Source organism: Streptomyces sp. CA-106110, from assembly GCF_050936285.1.
Lineage (GTDB): Bacteria > Actinomycetota > Actinomycetes > Streptomycetales > Streptomycetaceae > Streptomyces.
In genome coordinates this window covers 617573-636134 of record NZ_JBNJNB010000001.1, presented here as the reverse complement: position 1 = coordinate 636134, position 18562 = coordinate 617573, and the positions used below count along the sequence as shown (strand labels likewise).

Sequence of the window (18562 nt, the reverse complement as noted above, 5' to 3'; positions counted from 1 at the left end):
GGAAGCTCCCCGTGTCCTTGCGGTCAAGTGCACTCCAAGTCCTAGGCTGAGGCTCCCAAACTGCCCCCGCCTGAGACGGAGCACCGGTATGCGCTATCGAGTCCTCGGCAAGACGGGTATCGAGGTCAGCACCCACTGCTTGGGCACGATGATGTTCGGTGCCGTCGGCAACGCCGACCACGAGGACAGCGTTCGCATCATCCACACTGCGCTCGATGCCGGCATCAACTTCGTGGACACCGCCGACATGTACTCGGCCGGCGAATGCGAGGAGATCGTCGGAAAGGCGCTCAAGGGCCGACGCGACGACGTCGTGCTTGCCACGAAGGTGCATTTTCCCCTGGGGGAGGGACGCAACCGCAGCGGAAACTCGCGCCGCTGGATCCTCAAGGCCGTCGAGGACAGTCTGCGGCGCCTGGACACGGACTGGATCGACCTCTACCAGGTGCACCGTCCTGACCACACCACGGACATCGAGGAGACGCTGTCCGTCCTCAGTGACCTGGTGAGGGCGGGCAAGATCCGGACGTTCGGCTGCTCCACGTTCCCCGCCGAGGACCTCGTCGAGGCTCACCACGTGGCGGAGCGGCGCGGACTGATGCGGCTGCGCACGGAGCAGCCGCCGTACTCGATTCTCGCGCGCGGCATCGAACGGTCTGTGCTGCCTGCCGCGCAGCGCCTGGACATGGGAGTGCTGACTTGGTCACCGCTCGCCTCGGGATTCCTGTCCGGCGCCTACCGCGAGGGCCGGCCCGTAGACCTCACCACCGGCCGCGCCAAGCTCACTCCGCACCGCTTCGACCCCGCACTCCCGGGCAACGCCGCGAAGCTCGCGGCCGTCGAGCAACTCGTCACCCTCGCCGAGGAGGTGGGCTGCACCCTGCCGGAACTGGCCGTCGCCTTCCCGCTGGTGCACCCGGCCGTCACGTCGGTGATCATCGGTCCGCGCACCATGGATCAGCTCACCTCGCTGCTCAAGGGAGCTGACCTGCTGCTCGACGACGCGGTGCTCGACCGTATCGATGAGATCGTGGCGCCTGGCACCGATCTCTATCGGGCCGACGGTGTCTGGCAGCCGCAGTCGCTCACCGAGCCCGCGGCGCGCAGGCGCCCGGCGGGGGAGAGGGCGGCCGCGGTCTGAGCCTGTCGTACGAGGGTTCGGGGACGGGCAGGTCCACAAGCCTGCCCGATCCCTGTTCCGGCGCTGCCGGCGGAACAGCACCCGGAAGCGGATCTTCGAGCGGTAGCAGGCTGAGGCTGACGCGAAGGGCCTGATCACGTGGGATATGAGCGTCGATGCCACGATCGCCCGCGCTCACCAGCACGCCGCCGGGGGCCCGGAAAGGCGTACGGATCCCGCGCGAACCGCGTCTATCTGCCGAGACGTGGCATCCGCTGCATGATCCCGGAGAAGGCCTACGAGGTTCGCAACCGCAAGAAGCTCAGCTCCTGCGGAGGGCCCTAACAGGCTTACAGAGTGATCCAGTAGCGGCGCTTGATGCCCACGTCAGTTGTACGGACATCTTCCAGGACACCACCGTTGCGTTCGATGCTGCGTGCCGACCCGATGTTGTCGTCGTCGCAAGTGACGAGGACTCGGTCCAGGCCGAGCGCACGGGCCTCAGGTAGAACCGCCCCGAGAGCCCACGTTGCCAGGCCGCGTCTCCGGAAGGAGGGTCGGATGCTGTAGCCGATGTGCCCGCCGATGTTGAGCAGAAGGGCGTTCAGGTAGTGCCGCAGATCAATGGCTCCCAGGTAGCTGTCTGCCTCGGCGATCCACCAATGGGTGGCATGGACGCGCTCGTCTCCCACGGCAACCGACCTGTCCGACTGCTGTCGCAGTCGTTCGACCCACTGCGAGAAAACCTCGGGGATGGTTAGGTCGGCATCAGGCGCGAGACGCAGGCCTGCCCCGTCCTGGTGGGCACCTGGAGGCCACTCGTCACGCGCTGCGAGCCATGAGGATTGCAGCCGGCTTGTGGGCGCGATCAGTTCAGGCATGCGGCCGACGCTAGCACTCGTTCGTCGTCCGTGATCACATTTTGCGCTGGTCCGGAGCCACGGCTGCTCGCCGTCATACCGCGTGGGACGTGATCATCAATGACCTTGATCCCTTTGCACGGGGCAGCAGGATGTGCCCCAGGAGCGAATGCGAGCGGAGGTGGGGCTCCCAACTCCGTCTGTGGACGTCGCGTGCCGTGGGACGTCTCGGTGACAGCATGGATATATGGTTGCAAAGCGGAATGGGTAGCAGGTCGCTCGGCCGTGCACGCGAGCCACGCACTCCTCGTGATCCCGCTCAGCCTGATCGTTGTGATCGTGACTGCCGATGTCCTGACCGACCAGCAGCCCCAGCTGGGCCCATTGTTGGTCGTCGCTCCTGCCGTCACCGCGTCCTGCGCCGGCCCCCGACTCACGGGGCTCATGGGTGTCCTGGCCGTGGCGGGCCAGGTCATCGGGCCTCTCATCGAGGGCCCCGGCATCACTCCGGGGCTCCAGATTCAGCTGATCGGCATTGCGGTGGTCTCCGGGTTCCTGGTCGCTCTCCGCACCGTGGGCGATCTGCGCGAACAGCAGCTCGCACAGACACGCTCCGTCGCAGCCGCTGCACAGGAAGTCCTGATACAACCGCTTCCCCGGCGCTGTGGACGGCTGCACATGGCCACCGACTACATCGCCGCGGAGCTGGAGGCGCAGATCGGCGGCGACCTGTACGCGGCCACCCGTGCCGACGGCGCGACCCGGGTGATCATCGGCGATGTCCGGGGCAAGGGGCTGCCCGCGATCAAGGACACCTCCCTCATGCTCGGTGCCTTCCACGGCTCCGCCTATTGCAACTACTCGCTGCTGGATCTGGTGATGCACCTGGGGAAGGCCATGCACTGGAGTTGGGACGCGGCCGCCGAAGACGACCCCGAGATCGGCGAGTCCTTCGTGACCGCGCTGCTCCTGGACTTCCCCGACGACCTCGACCAGGTGAAGACGATCAGCTGCGGCCATCCCCCGCCCCTGCTGCTCCACAACGGCCACGTCAGCCCCCTGGAGGCGAGCAGTCCAGGACTCCCGCTGGGTGTCACCGCGCCCTCAGAAGACCAGTACACGGTCGACACCTTCGGCTTAGAAATCGGCGACGTCCTGCTCCTCTACACCGACGGCGTCATTGAGGCTCCCGACCCGAACGGCGAGCGTATCTGAAAGATCGTGTAAGTCTGTGATGTGACAGGCTGGCCGAGGCCCAGTCCTGGGGCCTTGACCAGCCGGGACGGACGGACATGGCAGACAAGGAAAGCCCACCCGCCGAGGTGGTCGAGCGCAAACTGGTGGATGAGGTCGTCGAGCGGCTGTTGGATCGCGCCGACGCTTCGGGTACTGCCCTGCTGGGTGAGCGCGGGCTGCTCACCGAGGTGACCCGTGCGGTGCTGGAGCGTGCTCTGGAAGCCGAGATGACCGAGCACTTGGGCTACGAGAGGCACGATCCGGCCGGCCGCGGCTCGGGCAACAGCCGCAATGGCACCTCGCCGAAGACGGTGCTGACCGACGCGGGTGCGGTGACGGTGGCGGTCCCGCGGGACCGTGAGGGGTCCTTCGAGCCGCAGTTGGTGCCCAAGCATGCCCGGCGGCTGGCGGGGTTCAACGAGCGGATCCTGTCGCTGTACGCCCGCGGCATGAGTGTGCGCGACATCCGCTCGCACCTGGCCGGCATCTATGGCGTGGAAGTCTCACCGGACCTGATCAGCAAGGTCACCGATGCCGTCGCCGACGAGATCGCAGCCTGGCAGAACCGGCCGCTGGACGCGATCTGGCCGATCATCTACATCGACGCCCTATGGATCAAGATCCGCTCTGGATCAGTGGTTTCCAAGCCGGTCTACCTCGCCGTCGGCGTCGACATGGACGGCCGCAAGGACGTCCTCGGTCTGTGGGTGGGTGACGGAGGCGAAGGCGCCACGACCTGGATGACGGTGCTCACCGAGCTGCGCAACCGCGGGGTCGAGGACGTGTGCATCGTGGCCTGCGACGGTCTGAAGGGCCTGCCGGACGCGGTCACCGCGACCTGGCCCAAGGCCACGGTCCAAACATGTGTTATCCACTTGATTCGGGCCTCGCTGCGGCTCACCTCCAGCCGCGACCATCCCAAGCTCGTTCCGGCGCTGAAGGCGATCTACACGGCGCCGACCGAACAGGCCGCCGAGCAGGCACTGCAGGAGTTCAGCGCCTCGGAGCTGGGCCAACGCTACCCGGCGGTCGTGCGGACCTGGCAGGCCGCTTGGAGCGAGTTCATCCCCTACCTGGCTTTCCCGCCGGAGATAAGGAAGGTCGTCTATTCGACAAACCTGATCGAGTCGATCAACGCTCGTCTGCGGAAGAGCACTCGTAACCGGGGGCATTTCCCCTCCGAGCAGGCCGCGCTGAAGGTGCTCTACCTCGCGGTGCGCGAGCTGATCACCCCCAAGGCCAGCGATGTTAACCACGTCGCGGCACACTGGAAGAAGGCGCTGAACCAGTTCTCACTGTTCTTCGAGGACCGGCTCAACACCAGGTGACCCCCACGGACTTACACAAAGTCACTGACACGTCCCGAACGGCACCTACTACCCGCTTACCCAGCGGATCTCAGCCTGGGAACGGCGCAGGTGGCCCCGAACGCCTCGTCCGATACATGCACGAAGGCTGAACCACGTCCACGGACCGTTCCTTAGGGGGTCTTCAAAGTTGAGCGGTGCGGAGGTGTCCGCGGGCTCGGCGGGTGGTGACGCAGCGTGTGCGTAGGCGTTGGTCCTCTGCGTTGCGGAAGCCGAAGGCGTTGCGTGCGACGAGCTTGATCACACGGTTGATGCCCTCGCTCTTGGCGTTGCTGTGACCGGTGTCGAGGAACGCGGCGATCTCCGCCCACCACCGGTCCACGGTCACGGCCAGCCGGACGACCTCGGGGATGTCCGAGTCCGCGCACCAGGTTAGGAACTTCCATCGGGCTTGGCCGACATGGTGCCGGTCGGCGCCGGTGCTGGCCAGGGCGAGGAGATTGCGCAGGCTCTCCTTCGCGATCCACGCGGTCAGCAGCGTCCGCCCGATCTGCCCCTCCTCCAGCAGCGGGTTCCACATCTTCGCGAACTGCTCGTCGGTGAGGTCCTCGCGATTGCGCAGGAGACGTCGTCTGGCCTTCCACTCCGGGTCACTGGCGCGTCCGCGCCGTCCGCGGGCCTCGGCGGTGGTGCGGCGCCGGAGTGTGGAGAGCATCTTGTTGGCGAGCTGGACGACGTGGAAGTGGTCGACCACGACGATGGCGTCGGGCAGGCCGGTGCGGATCGCGGCGCGGTAAGTGGCCGACATGTCGATGGCGACGTGAGTGATGTTCTTGCGCCAGGTCAGCGGTGTGGTGGACAGCCAGGCCAGGACGTCGGCGACGGTGCGGCCCTCGACCTGGCCGAGCAGCCCACCGTGGCCCAGCGCGTCGACGAACCCGGTGTGCCACCGATCCCTCATCAGGCGCCACTTGCCGGACTCGGGGTCCTGCTCCCACTTCGTCTTGCCCCGCCGGGTCTCGTCGACTCCCAGCACCTTCACCTCGGGCAGCGGGGCGTGGACGACCTCGCGCGCCGATATACGGAAGGCGCCCATCACCGTCGGCCAGGACAGATGCAGGTCGCGGGCGGCCTGGATGACCGTGGAGCCAGCATCGCGTACCCGGCGCCCGGCCGCCTGGCGCAGCCGGGCAGTGATCCGCGCCCCGGGCGGTATCTGGGCGACGCTCTCGGTAAACGACTTCCGCGGACACTTCGGCTCGCGGCACCACCAGCGGCGCTTGTGCCACAACAGCACCAGCCCGCGCTCCCCGTAGGGAAGATCCCGAGGACGGGTCCGGGCTGTGCCCTTCACCTTCCAGGCGAAGGCCCCGCACTCCGGGCAGGCGCGAGCCGCTTCCTCCGCCGTGGCCAGATGCACCCGGCGGGTGCCGTCCTCAAGCCGCTCGACCCGTATGACGGACACCCCGTCGAGGTCGAGCAGCAACGTCGTATCGTTGACCACGCCCGTGGCTCCCACATGATCGTTCTGCCTAGAGAACAGAAATGATCACTCAGGACCACGGGCTCCTTGCATCAGTGGGCACCAACACCCCATGTAGGTCACCGACTGTGACGAAAAGTCAGGGTGTCAGGCAAGGCGCACCGCTCAAGATCGAAGACCCTCCTTAGGACTGAGCTTGAGTTGCACGGGCTCAGTCGGACGCTCCGAACGGTGTTGAGTGTCCTGGTCTCCCGCGTTCGCGCCGCGTCCGGCGACACGGATCGTGTCCGTGGTCCGGGGATGCGGGGGCGGGTTTCCTCACGCCCTGGGGTGCCGTGTCCGGCCTGGGCGGTCCGATGCCCCGCACGATCGCTCTGGTCGTGTGGGGGCGGTGCCGTCCGTCGCCGGATGCGGTGCCCGAGGGCGCGCCTGCCGATCGCGATGCTCGCGGCATCGTGACGGGTGGTTTTCCTGGTCGTGTGGGTGAGGGGTTTTTGCCAGTGCTGGGCGCCCCATCTGCTGGTGTAGGCGGGGTCGACGGCGATGATGGTGATGCCGAGTTCGGCCGCCATGCTGACGAGCCGGGCCCGCAGCTTGGATACGGGCATGCCGGAGATCACTTGTCTGAACCGCTTCTGGCGGCCGTGTTTCTCCCGTGTCTTGTCCGCGGTGAAGTCGAGGTTTTCGATCGCGATCGACAGGCCGTGGCGTTGGGCCCAGTGCAGGAGCCGGATCAGTGCATGCCGTACCTGGGCGTCACGATGGTTCGCGGTGCCGGACAGGTCGTAGGAGAACTGGCGCGGTTGGCCGCACGGGTTGCCGTGCTGGTCGAGGCGCCAGGCAGCCAGATGGTCGGCGTTGGTGTCCACGCCGATCAGTCCGCGGGCGCGGGCTACGTCGAGGGGGACGGTTTTGACTGGTGGGATGGTCCAGGAGGCGGTGAGGTACCAGCGGGCGCGGTCTGTGTCGTAGTGGATGCGGTAGGCCACGGACCGGTTCGTGGTGATGTGGTCGGCCCACTCGTCGCTGCGGTGGTGGAAGAGGGCAGCGCCGGTGAGCGTATACCGGCCGTGCGGGGCGTTGGCCAGGTGGGCGAGCGGCGCAGGCAGTTTCAGTGACACTTCGCCCTCGGGTGTGACGCGGATGGTCTCATTGCCGTACCGCTTGCCCGATTCCCCGTCAGCTTGCAGGAACCAGCGTGATGCTTCCCAGTGTTGCCGCCACTGGGCCTGCGTGAGCTGGGCGGCTTGCAGGTGGTGCCGGTTGCGCGCGAGCCGCTTCCCGCCGCGCACCACCCGGACGCGGCCCACGGCGTGGTCGGCCTGCTCGGCACTGAGCCGGTCTCGAAGGACCCGCAGACGCCGGGACTTGGCGAACCACTCCTTGGCGCTGCGGTAGCCGCCCGGTGCCCGCCTGCTTCCTGTCTCGCCGATCGGCAGGGACAGGCGGTGCGCGATCGTCCGCACGCCCGCCTGAAGGCTGTGAATGTGCGCGAGTTGGGCACGCCGGGACAGCGCCCACTGATCGTGGGTGGCCTTGGTGATCAACACCGTTGCGTTTGGCCCCTGCGCTGTACGTCAAGTCCTGCTGAACAGCGCAACGGGACCACCTGATAGATCAACGATCGGCGAAGAAAGTCGATCAAGGTCAGGGGTCCCGTTGCAGGAGAAGTCTGTCATCACGTCCACGATCGAGACAGCCCGGGGTGTATTCGCGCCGGGTCATCTGGGGGAGTTGACCCAGGTCGTGGACTTCGCGCTGGTGGACGCGGTGCTGGAGGAGACCGGCCGGCGCGAGAAGCGCCTGCGACTGCTGCCTTCGCGGGTGGCGGTGTATTTCGTGCTCGCTCTCGCGTTGTTCGAGCACTGCTCTTACCGCACGGTGTGGTCCAAGCTGACCGCGGCCCTGACCCCGCTGGCCCTGGTGCGTCCTGCGGTCTCCTCCCTGACGCGGGCCAGGCGCAGGGTGGGAGCTGCACCTGTGCGGCGTCTGTTCGAGACGCTTGCCGGGCCCGTCGCCCGCCGCGGGCAGGCCGGGTCCTTCTACCGGGGCCTGCGCACCGTGGCCGTCGACGGGACCCTGCTGCACACTCCCGACGACGAGACGCTCACCTGGCGCTTCCCCAAGCGGGCCGGGGAGGGGCTGGAGTTCGGCTATCCGCTCCTGCGGCTGCTGGCCCTGGTCGAGTGCGGCACCCGCGCGCTCATAGCAGCCGCCTTCGGACCAGAGTCCGAGGGTGAACTCCCCTATGCCAAGCGGCTTCTGACCGCCCTGGACACGACGATGCTCCTGCTGGCCGACGCGGCCTTCGACGGCAACGAGTTCCTTGACGCCGTCCATCAGAGCGGGGCGCGGTTCCTGGTCCGCTCCGGGGCCCGCCGCGTCCCCACCCCCGCCGAGCACCTGGGCGACGGCTCCTACATCGCCCGCATCGGCTACGGCGTCCTGCGGGTACTGCTGCCGGTACGTGTGATCGAGGCGACCCTCACCGTCACCTTGGCCGATGGCACCGTCCGCACCGAGCAATGGCGGCTGATCACAAACCTGCTGGACCCCGTCCGCTATCGGGGGTTCCCCCCGAGAAGTAGACACCGGTTTGTATGCTTATGCGGCAAGTGTGAGTGTAGCTGAGTGTCGGGCCTCGTAGGCGACGGGGCTGAGCTGGCCGTTCTTCTTGTGTCTGCGGCGGGTGTTGTAGCGCGTGAGCCAGCGGAACACGGACAGCCGGCAGGCGCGGGCGCCGTCCCAGCGGCGGGCGCCTTGCAGTGTTTCGCGTTTCAGGGATGCGTGGAAGCTCTCGCAGGCGGCGTTGTCCGCGCTGGTGCCGACGGCGCCCATGGACTGGGTGATGCCCAACTCCTTGCACAGGTCGGCGAATTCCTTCGACGTGTACTGGGCTCCGTGATCGCTGTGGAAGATCGCCCCGTCCAGGCTGCCGCGGGTCGTGGCGGCCATCCGCAGCGCGTCGGCGACCAGTTCGGTGCGCATGTGGTCGGCGATGGAGTAGCCGACCACCCGGCGGCTGAAGCAATCCAGCACGGTGGCGAGATAGAGGAACTCGCCGTCGCCGACGGGCAGATAGGTTATGTCGCCCATGTATTTCGCACCCGGCTCGGCGGCGGTGAAGTCCCGGCCGAACAGGTCCGGCACCACCTGGTTCGCCGGCTCGGGCACGGTGGTGCGGACTTTCTTGCGCAGGTGCACCCCGACGATGTTGAACTTGCGCATGACGCGGGCCACCTTCTTCTCGTTGATCTCCATGCCGTGCGTGTCCCGCAGCTCGGCGGTGACGCGCGGGGAGCCGTAGGTGCCGTCGGAGTCGTCGTGCACGGCCTTGATCTTCGTCGCCAGGGCCGCCTCGGTCCGCTCCCGCGCGGCGCGGGCCTCGCGACCCGCCCGCCACTTGTAGAAGCTGGAGCGGTGCACGTCGAGCACCTGGCACAGCCGCTTGACCGGGTAGGTCTCGCAGTGGTCCTCGATGAACTGGCAGCGGCCTACCAGGTCATCTCCGAGGCGAAAAACTTCGTCGCCTTGCGCAGAATGTCCCGCTCGGTGGCGAGCGTGGCGTTCTCCTTGCGGGCGGCCTTCAGCTCGGCCTCCAGGGCCTGGATGCGGGCTGCGAGCTCCTCGCGGGTGGCCTCGACGGCCGGGGTGGTGCTGGTCACGTTCTTCCTGGTCAAGCCGGTGGTGCTGCCGCCGCGGGCGCGGTCGGCGCGGATCCAGTTCCGCAGGGTCTCCGCGTTGAGTCCCAGGTCACGCGCGGCTTGCGCGATCGTGAGATCAGCATCCGAGTGGAACAGGGCCACGGCGTCGGCCTTGAACTCGGGCGAATAGACCTTCATCACCATAATCGGTCACCCTCTCCCGACCCCCACCGGGGTCGAGGTCAGGGTGTCCACCACTCAGGGGGAGGCTCCATCCGGCCATCGAGCTCGTTGAGCTCTATCACCGCAGGTGGCAGGCGGAAACCACGTATTTTTCGATCAAGGCCACGATGCTCGACGGCCGCGTCCTACGCTCCCGCAGCATCGATGGCCTCGATCAGGAGGTCTACGCCCTGCTCACCGTCTACCAGGCTCTGATCCGCGCCGGCGACGACGCCCTGACCGGACGGCCGGAAGTACCCATGGAACGGATCAGTTTCACCGTCCTGCTGGCCGCCGCAACCGACACCGTCACCGCCGGCCATGGAATCTTCCCCGGCACCCTCGTCGACCTGGTCGGCACGATCGGCCACGCCGCCCTGGGCAATCTCCTGCCCGCCCATAGACGGCAACGAGTGAAGGCCCGTACCCGGAAGAACCCCACCAGCAAGTACGGACCGAACGCCGGACAGCACCCTCAGAAGGCCCAGAACTACACCGTCCGCACCACAATCGCGTTCTTCGACCACGGCCTCAATAGCCGCTCACAGCGCTAACGCAACAGTGTTGAGTGCGAGGTCAACCTGTGATCTTGATCGGTGTCGATCCCCACAAGTCGTCCCACACCGCCATCGCGGTCGACCCTGCCGGCCACCAGGTGGCCCAGCACCGGTTCGCCGTCAATGCCGGCACCTTCCGGCAGCTGATGCGCTGGTGCGAGCAGTGGCCCGAACGCCGCTTCGCCGTCGAAGGCGCCCGCGGCTTGGGCCGCACGCTTGCCCAGCAGCTGGCCGCCGCAGACGAGGACGTGGTGGACGCGCCCTCCACGCTGTCGGCCCGGGCCCGGCTGCTGGCCACCGGCGGAGACCGCAAGACCGACGCTGCGGATGCCCTTCACATTGCTCAAGTGGCCCTGTTCCGAAGCGACTTGCGGATCGTCGTGCCCGAAGACCAGACCACGATCCTTCGGCTGCTGACCGAACGCCACGACGACCTGGTCCACGAACGCACCCGCGTCCTGAACCGGCTCCACGCCATCCTGCGCGACCTGCTGCCCGGCGGCGCCCCCACCGGCCTGTCGGCCGACAAAGCAGCCGCCGCCATGAAGAACATCCGGCCCGTGACCGCCACCGATGCCTGCCGCCGGGACATAGCCCGCGAGCTGCTGACCGACCTGCGCCGCCTGGACCGACAGGTCAAGGACAACGAGGCCAAGATGCGCGACGCTCTCGCCGCGACCCACACCACGCTCACGACCCTGCCGGGCCTGGGCACCGTGCTGGCCGCCAAGCTCATAGGCCATGTCGGCGACGTCGGCCGCTTCCCCACCGAACACCACTTCGCCAGCTACACCGGCAGCGCGCCTCTGGACGCCTCCAGCGGCAACAACGTCCGCCACCGGCTCACCACTGGCGGCAACCGCGCTCTGAACTCGGTGCTGCACATCATCGCCATCTGCCAAATCCGCACCAGCGGACGCGGACATGACTACTACCTACGCAAGATCGCCGAAGGGAAGACACCCGCCGAAGCCCGCAGAGCCCTCAAACGCCGACTGTCCAACGTGGTTTACCGGATCATGAAACGCGACCAACGGAACCACCTCGCTCAGGCCGCTTGACACACAGAGGCGCTAAGGACTGAGCATGAGGTGCACAGGCTCGGTCGGACGCTCAAGCGCTGCTCTGCTTCGTACGAAGGCGGGCCGGCGTCCCGTTCGCCATGCCTCCGTGACGGCACGCTCTCCGCATCCCGGACGACACCCGTCACCTGACTGGCGGCTCCACCATCAGTACGACGCTGTCCGCCTCGACGTCGAACCCGAGAACCGGCGACTCCCGTCACTGCCCTCGGCGTCCATCAGCACCGGCTTGCGCAACCGCCGACCGATCGCCGTGAGGACCCCACACAGGACATCGAGTCGCTCCTGCCCTTGGATCTCCCGCAGATCGACGTCGAAGTCGATCTCCTGCGCCGCGTAGAACCGAAAGATCGCCAACATGTCCGGGATCGGCCGCACCTTCAGATGAGGCTGCTCGGCGTCGGCTGGGCGCGACAGCACGACCTCCGCCCGGGCAGCGGCACCACGGTCGGGCCCTCGGAGTACTGGAATGCCCAGCCCCGCTCCACGACGAGATCAAGGACCGACTGCCAGTCCCTCACCGAGGCGTTGGGCACCCAGACGTCCGGCAACGACCCCATCACCTCGGGGTCGAAGAACCACCTGACGTCCTCCCACAGCAGATCAGCCACCGCCCCATCCTGCCTCCCCGCCGCCACTTCACCGACCGATTTCCTTGGCCGCGTCTCTTCCGTGTTCGACCCTCCTCGCCCGCCCTGTACCTGAGGCTGGGGTGACCGTTTGGAAGGGTGTGGCGCGCTTGGTCCCCATGGCCGAGATCCGGGGCGCGGATACGGCGGACGCGGTCCGTACGAGATGGGGGAGAGGTACGAGGGTGGTCCTTTCGAAGATCACGGGCGGCGCTCGAACGACCTGTTGGTGGAGTTCACCGACATCGACTACATCGACGTCGACTACTGATCGAGCACCCTGTGCGCTTGTGCTGGTGACTGGGCGTGATTGAGCCCTTCACTCGGCGAGTGAGCGCTCGAGTTGGCAACTCTGCCGCTGAGTTGCTCACCTCAGGCCATGCCTGCCGGGCCTTGCGACATGATTGCGGCCATGCGTAGAAGGGTGGGTGGGGGGGCTGCGCCGGCTGTGGCCATGGCGCGGACGCGGTGAGTCGGCGCTCGCTGAGATCGAAGCCGAGATCACCGCTTTCGGCGAGGCTCTGGACGTCCATTCCTTCAGCCCCGGCCGGCCCGGTGCCACCGATGAGATGCGAGCCGAACTGGCGCGCGCCCTTGACGCATACGAGGAGGCGAAGCGGGACTTCACCGGCGCCCGGACGCGGGCGGACACACTCGACGCCCTGCGCGCACTGGACGAGGGCAGGCACGCGCTGGCCTGTCTGGACGCACTGCTCGCCGGCCGACGACCGCCAGAGCACATGTCGCTGTGCTTTTTCGACGCTCGGCACGGCCAGGCCAGCAAGCAGGTCAGCTGGGCGCCTCCCGGGGGTGTCGCCCGCAACATCGCCGTGTGCGCAGCGGACGCGGTCCGCCTGGCGGAGAGTCGGAGCCCAGTCACTCCGCAGCCGGGTCAGGAAAGCAGGGTCCGCGTACAGCCGCGCGGGTCCAAGCCTCGTACGACGCCGCCGGTGCGTGCCCCCCAGCCGCAGGTCAGCGGGAAGGGCGGTAGCGGTGAGCAAACGCATCAACTGGCAATGCCGTCATACCGTCCGGCCGTGATGGTCTTCTCGACCAACGGGCAGACACGTGTCCACCTGCGCTTCGAGGGCAGGAAGGGGCGCTCCTCACGCCTCTACCGGCTGTCCGGCGACGGCACCCCCATCACCGCGCGGATTCCGCTGCCGGAGGGGAACAAGGTGATTGCCTTCCGAGTGTTTGCCGCTGGCGACCGGGAGACATGGACCGCGACTGCGGCACCGCTGCGAGAAGTTCCGCGCTTCCACGACGAGATCAACGGGACCGGATCGGATGTCGTCCACTACCGAGGGGAACCTGGCCCAGGCGCCCTGCACTACGCGGGCCCGAGCCTGATCCAGTTGGAGGCGCTGGACGACCGCCTCGCCTTCGGGGTGACGGTGGCCGAGGGCCGCGCCGGGGAGCATACGTTCCAGTGGCCGGGCCGCGGCTACTACCAGGTGCGCTCCGCCGGGGCGTGGAGTCTGTCTGCGACGTGACGGAAGGCGGACAGCTGCGATTGAGCCGGACGTGCGATGACAATGCCTCGCGGCCACGCCAACACGAGGAGGGCCTCGCGGGCATACGGCTGCACCGGCTCGGCGGCCAACATGCTCAACGGGCCAACTGAACGCACGCACCAGGTGGCCGCCGCGCTGGACGGCGAAGCGCCGGCCGCCCACCGGGGGTGGCACCAGTGGTCGGGACATGGTGCCGGACAGTGGTACCTGAGGGAGGAACACTTCGGCGAGGCCGGGGTGACCGCCCACTACTGGGACTCGCAAGGCATTCCCACCTTGGCGGCCGTGACCGTGCACGGGCGCACGAGGCCCCAGGTCGACTTGGACGGTATCCGGCTGATCGGCCGGACGGTCTCCGAGGTCGACGCAGAGGTGATCCAGTACATCGAGGACCGCGATCTGGGCTGGCTGGTCTACTGCGACGGTGGTCCGGGGCCAGAGGAGCTCAACATGTACGTGCGGGCCACAAGAGCCGGGGACACCGTCGTCAGCGGCGCCCGCCTTTTCGCACCGGACTGGAAGGACCACGGCTGACGCCGCACCCTCGCCGGCTCCACGCTTCGGCATCCGGCGCCTCGCCGACTTGAACGGGGAGCCCGCCACTGTTCAGGCTCTCGCCGCTCGCGAGATGCGGCTGCTGACGTGCGACACCGGGCAGCACACTCGCGGCCGGGCGGCCGGTCTGAAGGTGACGAAGGTGCCCGCGAAGGATCCCGGACCCGAACCCGACTGGGAGGCTCAGGTCAAGCCCGGCAACGGCACGCGAGCAAAGCGCCGGGGGCGGCAGGCTGTTCGCGACGCCAAGACGGATGACCCGTCCGCCTAGGGACCGGACGGATGTGCGCCCAGACACACAGCTGCCCGCCAGCTCCACGGGTACGGGGGCTGGCGGGCCAGCGCCTCGAAGAGCGCCCCTCGCGGGGTACGCCCGACGCTACGCCCGCCAGCTGCCGCGCGGAAGGACCGAGCAGATCACCGCGCCCTCGGCCACACCTCGGGGCCGCCTCCGTACCACTCGATCAAGGGCGAGTCAGCCACGTCAACCTCGTCCAGGTCCTCCGCGCCGGCGCGCTGCAGGAACACGCTCAGATCCCGGAGGCTGTACGCCACACCCAGGACCTCGTCATCGACGTGAACGCACCGGCCTCCGCTCTCGGCGGGCGCGTCCACGGTCACGCGGCGCTCAGTCATACCCCCAGCCTCGCCCGCGGATCGTTTCTCCGCACGCTGGGACGACTGTCAGTGGATGCGGCTGCCTTGGCCCCGCCGCCCGCCTGGGACCTGCACGAATCGACGTTCAACACGGAGATCGTCGTCAGTGGGCTGGTGACCAACGCCATCCGCTACAGCGGGGCCCCGTGCAATTGCGTCTGATCCGGCAGGACAGGCCTTGATCTGCGAAGTGTCCGACGGGAGTAACACCGCTCCCGACCTGCGCCGGGCTCGCATGTTCGAGAGGGTGGCGAGTGCGGTGCCCACCGTTCGTGCGACGGAGTTGACGTTGTTGACTACGCCAGTGTCTGCCCGGCTGACGTGTTCGCTGAGCAGCGCGGGGAGAGCGGCATATCCGAAGACTACTGCGGCGAAGATGCCCACAGTTGCAAGGATGACCTCCCAGGGGTGGTCATAGAAGAAGGCGAGCGCCGTGAACGCGACCGCGGCCAGCAGCATGGCAAGGACGAGGGTCGCCCGTGGGCCGAGCCGCGCCACGAGGTCTCCGCCCAGCGGGGATGTCACCAGGCCGGACAGAGCACCGGGCAGCAAGTAGACGAGGCTGGTGCTGAGCACCGATGCGCCGAAGCCGTAGCCGGACGCCGCGCGAGGGGTTTCGACGAGCGAGGTCACCCCGAGGAAGCCCGCGAAGTACGCGATCCCGAGGCGAGTCCGGCCACGTTGGCGATGACGATCGGCCGGCGGCTGGACGGCCACGACGACACGATCGCGGCCTTTCGGGGCATGGTGGCTCGCCCGGACGGCACTGCTGTCGTGGCGGCACAGGCGTCGATCGGATCGGGCGGGCCGCGCATCCGGCGGGCCTTGCGGTCCGGATGGTCTCTGCCGACGACCGCGACACCGGGAGCGGTCAGCACCCGGGCGAGTTCAATTCCAGGGGCGCTGGTGCAATCACGCCCGGCACGATGATGTGGCTGCCCCAGATCGCCGCGTCGGGGCAAGGCTTGGCGACGTCGGCGGAGGCGAACCCATGGTCACTGTGACCGTGGGCGGCGTCAGGTGTTGCTGAGGGATGCCACAGCAATCTGTCCGGATCGGTCCGGGCGGGCTGTGGGCCGGCGACAGGAGCCGGCTGATTACACGTCGTCGGGGTCGTTGTCGAGCAGGTTGGGCAGGTGTGCGCCGAATCTGTTCTCCAGGTCGCTTTCCTGCTGCATCCCGCGCTTGAACAGAGCGGTGACTCGCTGCTGGGTTTCGGGCCAGTCAAGGGTGCCGTAGAAGGCGTCGCGGGCTTCGAGGAGCCTGTCAAGGGTCGGCAGGGAGACCTGGTTGACGAGGTTCTTCGCTGTCTCGATCGGGCGCCGGTCGAAGGAGGCGAGGCGCCGGGCGAGGGTGTCGACGAAGCCGTCCAGTTCATTGTCGGGAAGGGACCGGTTGACCCAGCCGTAGCGTTCGGCGGTGTCGGCGTCGAAGTCGTCCGCGCTGAGGATGATTTCCAGCGCGCGGCCTCGGCCGGTCAGCAGGGGAAGTCGCTCGGTGCCGCCAGCACCGGGGATGACTCCCGCGCCGACCTCGGGCTGGCCGAGGAGGGCGTTCTCGCGGGAGGCGAAGCGCATGTCGCAGGCGAGGACGAATTCGCTGCCCAAGCCACGGACGCGGCCGCGGATCTTCGCGATGCTCACCACGGGGGACTTGGTGAGGCGGACGAGGGTGTCCATAAGGACATTCATGCCGGAAGGGCCGGCACTGTTGGTGTAGTCCCGTGACGTGCCGGACATGTCGGAGTGGGCGAGGTAGAAGTCGAGGCTTGCGCTCTCAAAGACGATGACGCGTAGGTCCGGGCTGGCGTCCATCCGCGCGAGCAGGTCCTGCAGGCCCTCGAAGACGGTTTGGTCGACCACGTTGAGGGGCGGGTTGTCGAACAAAACTCGCCAATACGCCGGCGACTCCTCGCTGATGCTCACAGATGATGATTTTCCGGTTGTACCGCTCATATTGATCTTCCCGGGTCGACTGGTGGGGCGTTTATGCAGGTCACCGGCTCTCCGCTCGGTGAGTTGCGAGTGCCGGACCAGTCGACACCAAGGAGACCATCCTGTCCAATATATGATTGTGGCATGGTCGATATGATCAATAGTATCTCTCTGACCAGGCGCCTGTTGGAGCAGTTTTTGGTCGTGGCTGACGAGAAGCATTTCGGGCGTGCAGCCGAGCGTCTTGGCATGAGCCAGCCGCCGCTGAGCCAGTCGATACAGCGCCTGGAGCGCGGTCTGGATGTGCGCCTGTTCGAGCGGGGCCCGGGAGGCGTTCGTCTGACGTCGGCAGGTGCGGCTTTTGTTGTGGATGCGCGGCGGCTCCTCGATGCGCAGGAGGCGGCTATCGAGCGGGTGCGACGGGTTGCCAGCGGCCTGGAAGGGGACATCCATGTGGGCTACGTGACCATCCTCAGCCACCTCTACGTGCCCAGGCTGCTGCGGGCGGTAGCTGAGGAGCTGCCCGGACTGCGGGTGCACCTGCACCAGAACTCCCCGGTCGCCATCGCCGAGAAGGTGCGCTCCGGCACGCTGGACCTGGGGTACCTGCGCGACACCTCTCCCCTGTCCGGTGATCTGGCCAGCGAAGTCTTCGCCGTCGAGCGCCTCACCGCAGCTCTGCCGCAGGATCACCCGCTGGCCGAGGCCGACGAGATCGGATTGGAGGCTCTGCGCGACCAAGACTTCGTTCTTCCAAACGCGACGGTCCTTCCCGCGCTGGCCGAACAAGTCCAGCTCGCCTGCCACCACGCAGGGTTCACTCCCCGCAGACGTGCCGCGGCCGACGACCTCAGCGGCCTCCTCAGCTACGTCGCCTCCGGACTGTGCGTGAGTCTCCTGTCCGAAGGTTTGCGGGATTTCGGCGTCCCCGGGATCGTCTTTGTTCCGGTGCGAGGGTCATCTCCGTATCTGGAGACCACAGTGTTCGCCATACACCGGCCCGACGCCGACGCCGCAGTCCTTCGCCTGCTGGAAGTGATCAGCCGCGCACAACGGTGTGACCTGCCGCGACCGTAGCCTCCACCCGCTCGGCGAAAGCAATGCGCCCGCGCAGGCGGTCATCGGCTGCGTTGCCGGCGGCTGTCGGTCTCGGCGTTCAAAGCCGTCGGTGGGGTCGGTGCGCGGGTGCGGGCGAGGCCGATGATGGGGCCGAGGCCTGGATCCTGGGCCACGGCGGTATACGGGCGGCCGCGCGGGCGGCCCATGTCAGCGAGACAACGGTCCGAAGGGCGTGGACGAATTGGAGGCTTGCGAGGAGCCTCTGGTCGGGTACGCATGGTCTGTGGTGGTCGGAAGAAGGCCGTGGACCTTGATCAGGGACTGCGGCCCGCCCTGCCGGCACTGGTGGAACCTGACGAGCGGGGCGACCGATGTCGCCACTGCGTTGGACGGTGAAGTCGACCAGGAGCCTCATCGCCGAGTTCACCCGTCAGGGACACAGGACAGGCTCGGACACGGTCGGGGACCTGCTGCGTGAGGAGGGCTTCAGTCTGCAGGTCGGCGCCAGGACCATCGAAGGCAAAGCAGCACCCGGACCGTGACGCCCAGTTCGCTACATCAATGAGCGGGCCATGGAGCACATGGGTGCTGGCCAGCCGGTGATCAGCGTCGACACGAAGAAGAAGGAGGTGCGACACGAGGCCGCACGAGACGAGCGAACTCGCTGGTGGGAGGACCGACTGATGTCGACAGCGTAGTT

The 18562-nt window shown here is 67.5% G+C and carries 16 protein-coding genes and 4 pseudogenes; 12 read left to right on the top strand and 8 right to left on the bottom strand.

The annotated features are described in order from the left end of the window. Positions 1 to 88 precede the first annotated feature (88 nt). Positions 89 to 1141 (top strand): aldo/keto reductase, encoded by a 1053-nt coding sequence (locus tag ACQEXA_RS03150; protein WP_432937358.1) that lies wholly within the window; start codon positions 89 to 91, stop codon positions 1139 to 1141. A 329-nt stretch (positions 1142 to 1470) separates the two neighbouring features. On the opposite strand, the gene ACQEXA_RS03145 is transcribed toward ACQEXA_RS03150, so the two are convergent. Next, positions 1471 to 1812 carry a GNAT family N-acetyltransferase gene (locus ACQEXA_RS03145; RefSeq protein ID WP_433128508.1) on the bottom strand — a complete coding sequence of 114 codons (342 nt, stop codon included), beginning with the start codon at positions 1810 to 1812 and terminating at the stop codon, positions 1471 to 1473. A 507-nt stretch (positions 1813 to 2319) separates the two neighbouring features. Here ACQEXA_RS03145 and ACQEXA_RS03140 point away from each other — a divergent pair. Together ACQEXA_RS03140 and ACQEXA_RS03135 are read left to right on the top strand one after the other, a co-directional pair. After that, positions 2320 to 3195, top strand: a complete 876-nt coding sequence (locus tag ACQEXA_RS03140; protein WP_433128506.1) for a PP2C family protein-serine/threonine phosphatase — start codon at positions 2320 to 2322, stop codon at positions 3193 to 3195. A 77-nt stretch (positions 3196 to 3272) separates the two neighbouring features. After that, positions 3273 to 4544 (top strand): IS256 family transposase, encoded by a 1272-nt coding sequence (locus ACQEXA_RS03135; RefSeq protein ID WP_432937367.1) that lies wholly within the window; start codon positions 3273 to 3275, stop codon positions 4542 to 4544. A 163-nt stretch (positions 4545 to 4707) separates the two neighbouring features. Here ACQEXA_RS03135 and ACQEXA_RS03130 read toward each other — a convergent pair whose 3' ends face one another. Then, complete coding sequence (locus ACQEXA_RS03130; RefSeq protein WP_432922882.1) at positions 4708 to 6027, bottom strand: ISL3 family transposase; 1320 nt, start codon at positions 6025 to 6027, stop codon at positions 4708 to 4710. Positions 6028 to 6125: 98 nt separating this feature from the next. Continuing rightward, positions 6126 to 7556: an IS200/IS605 family accessory protein TnpB-related protein gene (locus tag ACQEXA_RS03125; RefSeq protein WP_433128504.1), complete on the bottom strand. Its 1431-nt coding sequence runs from the start codon at positions 7554 to 7556 to the stop codon at positions 6126 to 6128. 109 nt (positions 7557 to 7665) lie between these two features. Between ACQEXA_RS03125 and ACQEXA_RS03120 the strand changes: the two genes are divergently transcribed. After that, positions 7666 to 8637: an IS4 family transposase gene (locus tag ACQEXA_RS03120; protein ID WP_433128502.1), complete on the top strand. Its 972-nt coding sequence runs from the start codon at positions 7666 to 7668 to the stop codon at positions 8635 to 8637. On the opposite strand, the gene ACQEXA_RS03115 is transcribed toward ACQEXA_RS03120, so the two are convergent. Then, positions 8611 to 9854, bottom strand: a protein-coding gene (locus tag ACQEXA_RS03115; RefSeq protein ID WP_432920220.1) for an IS3 family transposase whose coding sequence is annotated in 2 segments (ribosomal slippage) — positions 8611 to 9515 and positions 9515 to 9854 — 1245 coding nt in all. Because the reading frame shifts where the segments join, the coding sequence is not laid out codon by codon here. The genes ACQEXA_RS03120 and ACQEXA_RS03115 overlap by 27 nt on opposite strands. A 77-nt stretch (positions 9855 to 9931) precedes the next feature. Here ACQEXA_RS03115 and ACQEXA_RS03110 point away from each other — a divergent pair. Both ACQEXA_RS03110 and ACQEXA_RS03105 read left to right on the top strand, forming a co-directional pair. Further along, entirely contained in the window at positions 9932 to 10426 is a 495-nt protein-coding gene (locus ACQEXA_RS03110; protein WP_433134434.1) for a hypothetical protein, read from the top strand. Between the two features lie 29 nt (positions 10427 to 10455). Continuing rightward, entirely contained in the window at positions 10456 to 11490 is a 1035-nt protein-coding gene (locus tag ACQEXA_RS03105) for an IS110 family transposase (RefSeq protein ID WP_433128500.1), read from the top strand. A 145-nt stretch (positions 11491 to 11635) separates the two neighbouring features. Here the strand turns inward: ACQEXA_RS03105 and ACQEXA_RS03100 are convergent. After that, positions 11636 to 12122, bottom strand: a pseudogene (locus tag ACQEXA_RS03100) (hypothetical protein). Between the two features lie 446 nt (positions 12123 to 12568). Between ACQEXA_RS03100 and ACQEXA_RS03095 the strand changes: the two are divergent. The 3 genes from ACQEXA_RS03095 to ACQEXA_RS03085 all read left to right on the top strand — a co-directional run bounded on the left by ACQEXA_RS03095 (position 12569) and on the right by ACQEXA_RS03085 (position 14483). Further along, the gene (locus tag ACQEXA_RS03095; protein ID WP_433128498.1) at positions 12569 to 13636 is read left to right on the top strand and encodes a hypothetical protein; all 1068 of its coding nucleotides are present in this window, start codon (positions 12569 to 12571) and stop codon (positions 13634 to 13636) included. Positions 13637 to 13672: 36 nt separating this feature from the next. Continuing rightward, positions 13673 to 14191: a hypothetical protein gene (locus ACQEXA_RS03090; protein ID WP_433128496.1), complete on the top strand. Its 519-nt coding sequence runs from the start codon at positions 13673 to 13675 to the stop codon at positions 14189 to 14191. A gap of 94 nt (positions 14192 to 14285) precedes the next feature. Next, the gene (locus ACQEXA_RS03085; RefSeq protein ID WP_432937429.1) at positions 14286 to 14483 is read left to right on the top strand and encodes a hypothetical protein; all 198 of its coding nucleotides are present in this window, start codon (positions 14286 to 14288) and stop codon (positions 14481 to 14483) included. Positions 14484 to 14629: 146 nt separating this feature from the next. Here ACQEXA_RS03085 and ACQEXA_RS03080 read toward each other — a convergent pair whose 3' ends face one another. Further along, positions 14630 to 14848, bottom strand: coding sequence for a hypothetical protein (locus tag ACQEXA_RS03080; protein WP_432937432.1), 219 nt, complete (start codon positions 14846 to 14848; stop codon positions 14630 to 14632). An 81-nt stretch (positions 14849 to 14929) separates the two neighbouring features. Here ACQEXA_RS03080 and ACQEXA_RS03075 point away from each other — a divergent pair. After that, positions 14930 to 15113 (top strand): annotated as a pseudogene (locus ACQEXA_RS03075) (hypothetical protein); the annotation flags it as partial. A 17-nt stretch (positions 15114 to 15130) separates the two neighbouring features. Here the strand turns inward: ACQEXA_RS03075 and ACQEXA_RS03070 are convergent. Both ACQEXA_RS03070 and ACQEXA_RS03065 read right to left on the bottom strand, forming a co-directional pair. Then, positions 15131 to 15586, bottom strand: a pseudogene (locus ACQEXA_RS03070) (MFS transporter); the annotation flags it as partial. 380 nt (positions 15587 to 15966) lie between these two features. Continuing rightward, positions 15967 to 16794, bottom strand: a complete 828-nt coding sequence (locus tag ACQEXA_RS03065) for an enoyl-CoA hydratase/isomerase family protein (RefSeq protein ID WP_433128494.1) — start codon at positions 16792 to 16794, stop codon at positions 15967 to 15969. A gap of 153 nt (positions 16795 to 16947) precedes the next feature. Between ACQEXA_RS03065 and ACQEXA_RS03060 the strand changes: the two genes are divergently transcribed. Continuing rightward, positions 16948 to 17880: a LysR substrate-binding domain-containing protein gene (locus tag ACQEXA_RS03060; RefSeq protein WP_432937438.1), complete on the top strand. Its 933-nt coding sequence runs from the start codon at positions 16948 to 16950 to the stop codon at positions 17878 to 17880. Positions 17881 to 18008: 128 nt separating this feature from the next. Continuing rightward, positions 18009 to 18494: pseudogene (locus tag ACQEXA_RS03055) on the top strand (ISAzo13-like element transposase-related protein); the annotation flags it as partial. Between the last annotated feature and the right edge of the window lie 68 nt (positions 18495 to 18562).

What these genes read in the sequence shown, in the direction of transcription:
- ACQEXA_RS03135 (WP_432937367.1), top strand. Translation starts at nt 3,273, where the DNA reads ATGGCAGACAAGGAAAGCCCACCCGCCGAGGTGGTCGAGCGCAAACTG.
- ACQEXA_RS03085 (WP_432937429.1), top strand. Translation starts at nt 14,286, where the DNA reads ATGCGGCTGCTGACGTGCGACACCGGGCAGCACACTCGCGGCCGGGCG.
- ACQEXA_RS03080 (WP_432937432.1), bottom strand. Translation starts at nt 14,848, where the DNA reads ATGACTGAGCGCCGCGTGACCGTGGACGCGCCCGCCGAGAGCGGAGGC.
- ACQEXA_RS03150 (WP_432937358.1), top strand. Translation starts at nt 89, where the DNA reads ATGCGCTATCGAGTCCTCGGCAAGACGGGTATCGAGGTCAGCACCCAC.
- ACQEXA_RS03090 (WP_433128496.1), top strand. Translation starts at nt 13,673, where the DNA reads ATGACAATGCCTCGCGGCCACGCCAACACGAGGAGGGCCTCGCGGGCA.
- ACQEXA_RS03060 (WP_432937438.1), top strand. Translation starts at nt 16,948, where the DNA reads ATGGTCGATATGATCAATAGTATCTCTCTGACCAGGCGCCTGTTGGAG.